Annotated in this window: 7 protein-coding genes; all 7 read right to left on the reverse strand. The window is 57.8% G+C overall.

What is annotated here, in order from left to right; genetic code table 11:
- The coding region (locus ACOYIE_RS08615; protein ID WP_433412347.1) for a recombinase family protein at positions 1-656 on the reverse strand (656 nt) is incomplete at its 3' end.
- Between the two features lie 215 nt (positions 657-871).
- Positions 872-1,090 (reverse strand): hypothetical protein, encoded by a 219-nt coding sequence (locus ACOYIE_RS08620; protein ID WP_133304241.1) that lies wholly within the window; start codon positions 1,088-1,090, stop codon positions 872-874.
- A gap of 11 nt (positions 1,091-1,101) precedes the next feature.
- A complete protein-coding gene (locus ACOYIE_RS08625) occupies positions 1,102-1,644 on the reverse strand; it encodes a glycosyltransferase (RefSeq protein ID WP_119980750.1) in 543 nt (180 codons plus the stop codon).
- Positions 1,645-1,881: 237 nt separating this feature from the next.
- The gene (locus tag ACOYIE_RS08630) at positions 1,882-2,616 is read right to left on the reverse strand and encodes a sugar phosphate isomerase/epimerase family protein (protein ID WP_117474078.1); all 735 of its coding nucleotides are present in this window, start codon (positions 2,614-2,616) and stop codon (positions 1,882-1,884) included.
- A 1-nt stretch (position 2,617) separates the two neighbouring features.
- Positions 2,618-3,664, reverse strand: a complete 1,047-nt coding sequence (locus tag ACOYIE_RS08635; RefSeq protein WP_119980751.1) for a Gfo/Idh/MocA family protein — start codon at positions 3,662-3,664, stop codon at positions 2,618-2,620.
- Positions 3,665-3,673: 9 nt separating this feature from the next.
- A complete protein-coding gene (locus ACOYIE_RS08640) occupies positions 3,674-4,639 on the reverse strand; it encodes a sugar phosphate isomerase/epimerase family protein (protein ID WP_433412350.1) in 966 nt (321 codons plus the stop codon).
- 16 nt (positions 4,640-4,655) lie between these two features.
- Positions 4,656-5,726: a Gfo/Idh/MocA family protein gene (locus ACOYIE_RS08645; RefSeq protein ID WP_117460622.1), complete on the reverse strand. Its 1,071-nt coding sequence runs from the start codon at positions 5,724-5,726 to the stop codon at positions 4,656-4,658.
- Positions 5,727-5,820: the final 94 nt, after the last annotated feature.

Raw genomic sequence — 5,820 nt, forward strand, 5'->3', positions numbered from 1 at the left:
CGCAGCAGCTCCGTCTCCGTCGCGGTAAGGGAGTGCGTTTCTGCAAACAGCGCGTAAACCAGCTTTACGGTTTCCCCCTCCTCCGGGATCAGCTCCAGCATACACGCTTTTTTTGCTTTTCCGTCCACCGTCACCGTCCGCACGCTCTTTGAACAGTATCCCGTGGGCGTTGTCCCGCCGAGCCAGCGCCCGGTTTTTGCAAGTTCATGCATGTTATCCCGGATGCGCTCCGCGATCGTCTCCCTTTCCAGCTGCGAAAAGACCGAGGCAATGTACATCATCGCACGCCCCATGGGCGTGCCCGTATCGAATTGCTCCTTGATTGAAACAAAAGCGATATCCAGTCTGCTCAGTTCTTCGATCAAGCCCGAAAAATCGCTGATGTTCCGGCTGATGCGGTCCAACCGATACACAACGACCGCCTTGAATTTCCGCTCCCGCGCGGCCCGGAGCATACGTTTGAACGCGGGACGTTCCAGGTTCCCGCCGGAAAAGCCCTCATCTTCGTAAACTGCCGCCGCGTCTGCGTCCGCCTGTCCATGGTTTGCCCGGATATATTCGCGGCACAGCTCGATTTGGTTACCGATGCTTTCTCCCTTTCCCGTGAATTTTGATTTTCGGGAATAAATTGCTATCTTCCCTTCGCTTGCGCGCATGTTCCCGCCTCCGTTTTATGATATGAGCCCCGCCCTACTCTATCATATGCTCCGCCGTACGTTCTAAGCCCGCGATGTGCGCAAAGCCCGCCGCATCCTCCTCTTTAAAAAACACAGGCACCCCGCCGGTGAAGACCGGCGGGGTGCCTGCCCGGAGGTTATCCCGCATCCGCATGGACGCGTTATTTCCATTCATGCTGTTTTACCTGTGTGCTCTACCCATTGCGTCCTTTTCTTTTTGCAGCCGATGAACCCGGTGAGCTGCAAAAATGAAAGCCCATAACGGAACACATGCTTTCCAGCAGGCACATCCACAGCGCGCGCACCGCGTCCAGCAGAGTGATCTGCAGGTTCTGCGTGTAGATGCGCTGAAAAAACGCGGTAAGCGTCATCACTGCGCCGTAAATGGTGTACAGCGCAAAATACCGTACCATAAACGGAAAATTCAAAAAACAAAGCAAGCGGCCAAACCCACCGTGAGGATACCGAAAACCTCTATCGCAGGCGAAAGCATCTCGAACAGCAGGTAATACATATACGATACCCAGCTCACAAGCCCGAAACGCGGGTTTGCAAAAATCTGCGGATAAGCTGTCATGCTCTGGGACAGGCCCAGATACCAACGCCGGCGCTGCTTCATCAGGTCTTTCATATTGGACGGCGCCTGGCTCCAGCATACAGCGTTGGGCTCGTACCGGATGGAATACCGCTGCCGGTTGTTGCGGCAGTACACATGGAGCTTGACAACAAGCTCCATGTCTTCGCCCAGCGTGCCCGCATCGTAACCTCCCGCCGCCACCACAGCATCTTCTTTAAACAAACCGAACGCACCGGAGATGATCAGGGTTCCGTTGAACTCTGTAATATCCTGGCTTTGCGCCAGCTCCAGCAGCGCGCCCCCACGCCCTTCCGAAAGCGCCCGCCAGGAAAACAGGCCTTTTGTGTCTCTCCGCGCCGCCCTCTGCGCACAGCCCGGGAGCCCCATCATCGCAAACAAAACACACGCCAGCGAAAAAATGCCATTCCTTTTTTCACGCGCATGAAAGCCTCCTGTTTTATTGACTTTATACAATTTATAATTGTATAGTTTATGACAAGAATCAAAGTCAATAAAACCCCTGCGTTTTTCGACTTTGTTCTCCTGAAACAGCTGTTTTAACCGGTCTTACGTCCTGTTTTGCGCCAAAAACGAAAGCCGGGGCCGCCGCCCCAGCTTTCACTTTCTTTATTTCTCCAGTATTTTTTGAAGATATTCCGCGCTTCGCCGCGCATCCTGCAGTCCATCCGGAGAGGGTTCATCGTTTTCAACGATCAGCCATTCCTTGCCGCAGTCTGCTGCGGCAAGGCAAATCTCCGGGATATCGGCCTCTCCTTCGCCCAACGCACAGGGCAAGGGCTTCGATTTTTTTCCGTCCTTGATATGCAAAAGCCCGATGCGGCTGTTGTTCTCGCGCAAAAAGCGCGCAGGGTCCAGCCCCGCGTAAAACACCCAGTACAGATCCGCCTCCAGCGGCACAGCCTGCATGATATGCTCCAGCGGCAGCGCCGCGCAGCCGTCCACGGGGCGCAGCTCATGGGAATGGTTGTGGTACAGGATGCGCACCCCATGCGGCTCCGCCGCTGACTGCGCCGCCTGCAGCACACGGACCGCGCGGGCGACCGCCTCCGGGCTGTCTGCCGCCGACCACGCCATCGCCACCGTATCCAGCCCCAGCACCTTGGCGTCCTCCAGCACACCGTCAAGCTCCTGTTCCATGGCGTCCAGTGAAACATGGCAGCTCAGGGCGTGCATTCCCGCCTGCTCCACGATCTGCCTGACCCTCGGAGCCGGGATATCGTAAAGCCCCGCAAACTCCACGCCTTCATACCCCATCTGCCGCAGATGCAGCAGGGCATCCGCCAGCGTTTCCTCGTCCCGGATGATATCCCGTAGCGTATACAACTGAATTGCAAGCTTCATTTCATTCCTCCGGCTTCACAGCCCTGTGTTCTTTTGCGGAAACAAAAATCGCGTCGATCACACGCATGACGGCGAGCATCTGCCGGTGCGTGACGGCCGGCTCTCTCCCGCCTTGCTGTGCGTCGCGGAAATTGACATAATAGTCCCGCGCGTCCGTCTGTACCTGCGGCAGGGAAAGCGTCTCCACTGTTTCCCGCGGGCGGGGCGCCATGGTACGCGTGGGGCCTGCGGCCGTATACACGATGCCCTCGTCCCAATGCATCTCTGTGTTTTTCGCGCACACCATTTTTCCGCCGCAGGCGAAGTCATCCACCTGCAATGTGCCTTTTTCACCGGAAACATGCCAGCGCGGCAAGGGAATGAACGTATAGGTATCCACCTCCACCAATGCGGAAAGGCCGTTTTCAAACCGCAGCATCACTTTAAAATTGTCGTCCACCTCGGGAAATTTGACGCTGAGCAGATGGGCGTATACCTCGCGGACCGGGCTGTCCGCCAGAAGCAGGAGCTGGTCCAGCAGATGGACGCCCCAATCCAGCAGCATGCCGCCTCCCGCCTCCTGTGTGCAGCGCCAGTCCCCCGGGATGCCCTTCGCGCCCTGCACACGGCTTTCAATGTAAAACGGGCAGCCCAGTGCGCCGCTTTGGATGCACTCACGGACGATGCAAAAATCCCTGTCCCAGCGGCGATTCTGATGTACGGTGAACAGCATTCCGGTCTGCTCGCTCACCGCAAGAACTTCCAGCAGGTCCCGGCTGTTCATCATCACCGGTTTTTCGCACAAAACGTGCTTGCCCGCGTGCATTGCCGCGACAGCGAGCGGCTTGTGAAAGTTATTCGGCACCGCAAGGATAACCGCGTCAACGTCCTTCCGCATGAGCAGTTCTTCCAGCGAATCGCAGACATCGCGGCCCTCCGCCCGTGCTTTCTCTCTTTTTTCCGGCGCAATGTCATATACGGCGGATACGGCAAAATCCGGCATCGTGCCGATTTGCTGCGCATGATAATTCCCCATGGCCCCGTAGCCAATCAACCCAAAACGATACATGTGCTCACCTCATGCCCAGTACACGTCCGCTGTGGGCGCGTCGAAAATCATCGTGTCCCGCAGCACTCGGATGGCCTTTTCCAGCCCTTCTTTCTGGCTCATCAGCGCGTCCTCGTGTTCAATGGAGATCACGCCGTCATACCCGGCCTGCTGAAGAGCGCTGAAAATGGCACGCCATGTCTGTGCCCCGTGCCCGTAACCGACCGTGCGGAACAGCCAGGGGCGTGCCGCCGTATCGGCGAAGCCCGATGTGTGAAGCACGCCGTTTACAGCCGTATTATATGGGTCTATGTAGGTGTCCTTGGCGTGGAAATGGTAGATACAGCCGCGCAGCGCGTGCACTGCCGCCACCGGGTCCACTCCCTGCCAGAACAGGTGGGACGGGTCCAGATTGGCACCCACCGCATCTCCCACGGCCTCTCGGAGACGCAGCATCGTCGGCACGTTATACACGCAGAAGCCCGGATGTATTTCCAGCGCCACGCGCACATGATGCGCCTTTGCAAACGTGCCCGCCTTTTTCCAGTACGGAATCAGTTTTTCCTCCCACTGCCAGCGGCGGATCTTTTCGTAGTCTTCCGGCCATGTAGCCACCGCCCAGTTGGGATACTTCGAGGTCTCGCAGTCGCCCGGGCAGCCGGAAAAGGTAATCACGGTTTTAACGCCCAGCCGTTCGGCAAGCAGAACGGCCGCCTCAAATTCCGCATGGGCCGTCCCGGCTGTCTCCTGGTCGGGATGAAGGGGATTGCCGTGCACGGCAAAGGCGGAGATCGTTAGGCCGTGCTTTGCCACGGTCGCGGCAAACTCATCCGCCGCTGCGGGGTCGCCCGCCATTTTCCGCGCGTCGCAGTGCGCGGTCCCCGGCGAGCCGCCGCAGCCGATCTCAACCTGCTGCACGCCCTGTTCCTTCAAATATCTGCACGCCTCGTCCAGAGAAAGCGAACTCAGGCAAACTGTCATAACACCCAGCTTCATTTCTGTTCCTCCTTACTTAAAAAAACACAGGCCGGCCGGTACGGGCCGATTCGTAGATCGCGTCCAGAATACGAGTGACCGTGAGCGCCTGTTCGGGCTTCACAGTCAGCTCGCCCTTGCCTTCCACCGCGTCTGCAAACACCATCTGCTCAAGGTCGGCCGCATCCAGCTGCGCACCGTCAAAGAACGCCACAGATCCGGCGTCCAGCTGCGGCTTTTCCACATACTGCCTGCCGTGCCGCACGCCGTTGATGCGCAGGCCGTCCTCCATATCCGCGCCGGCCTTTGTTCCGCACAGGACAGTCTTTGCCTCGTTGACGTCCAGCGTATTCAACGCCCAGCTGGATTCCAGTACCACCGTCGCTCCGTTCTCCATCACAACGAAGCCAAACGCGCTGTCCTCGACCGTGAATGCCTCCGGATCCCAGTTGCCGAAAGCATTGCCCTGGTCCGTATCGCCGTTCAGCTTATGGTATACGCTTCCCACGGCATATTTGGGCTTATAGTTGTCCATTGTCCACAACGTCAGATCCAGCGCGTGTGTACCGATGTCCACCAGCGGCCCGCCGCCCTGCTCCTCTGCGTTCAGGAACACGCCCCATGTCGGCACGGCACGGCGCCGCAGCGCCTTGGCCTTCGCATAATAGACCTCGCCCAAGCGCCCCTCCTCGCACTCCGCTTTCAGGAACTGGCTGTCCGGACGGTATCGGTTCTGGTAGGCGATCGTAAGAAGCCGGCCTGTCTCGCGGGCCGCGTCCAGCATTTTTTTGCCTTCCGTATAATTGATGGCCATCGGCTTTTCGCACATCACATGCTTGCCGCTGTGCAGCGCGTCCACCGTGATAAAAGAATGCGAGCGGTTGGGTGTACACACATACACCACGTCCAGCTCCTCCGCCAGCAGCTCCTTGTAATCCGTGTATACCCGGGCGCCCGGCGCGCCGTATTCCGCAGCTGCCTTTTCGGCCCTTTCCCGGATGATGTCACAGAATGCGACCATTTCCATGCGGTCCACTTTCCGAATCGCCGGCAGATGCTTGTTGTTTGCAATGCCCCCGCATCCGATGATTCCTGCTTTGATTTTCATTTCTGTTTCCCCCTTAATCACAATCGCCGAATTTTTTCAGAATGCGTCCAAACGTTTGCATCTCTGCTATAAATCAGTATAATGAAAGCAGTGC

It is taken from the genome of Agathobaculum sp., from assembly GCF_050946325.1.
Taxonomy (GTDB): domain Bacteria; phylum Bacillota; class Clostridia; order Oscillospirales; family Butyricicoccaceae; genus Agathobaculum.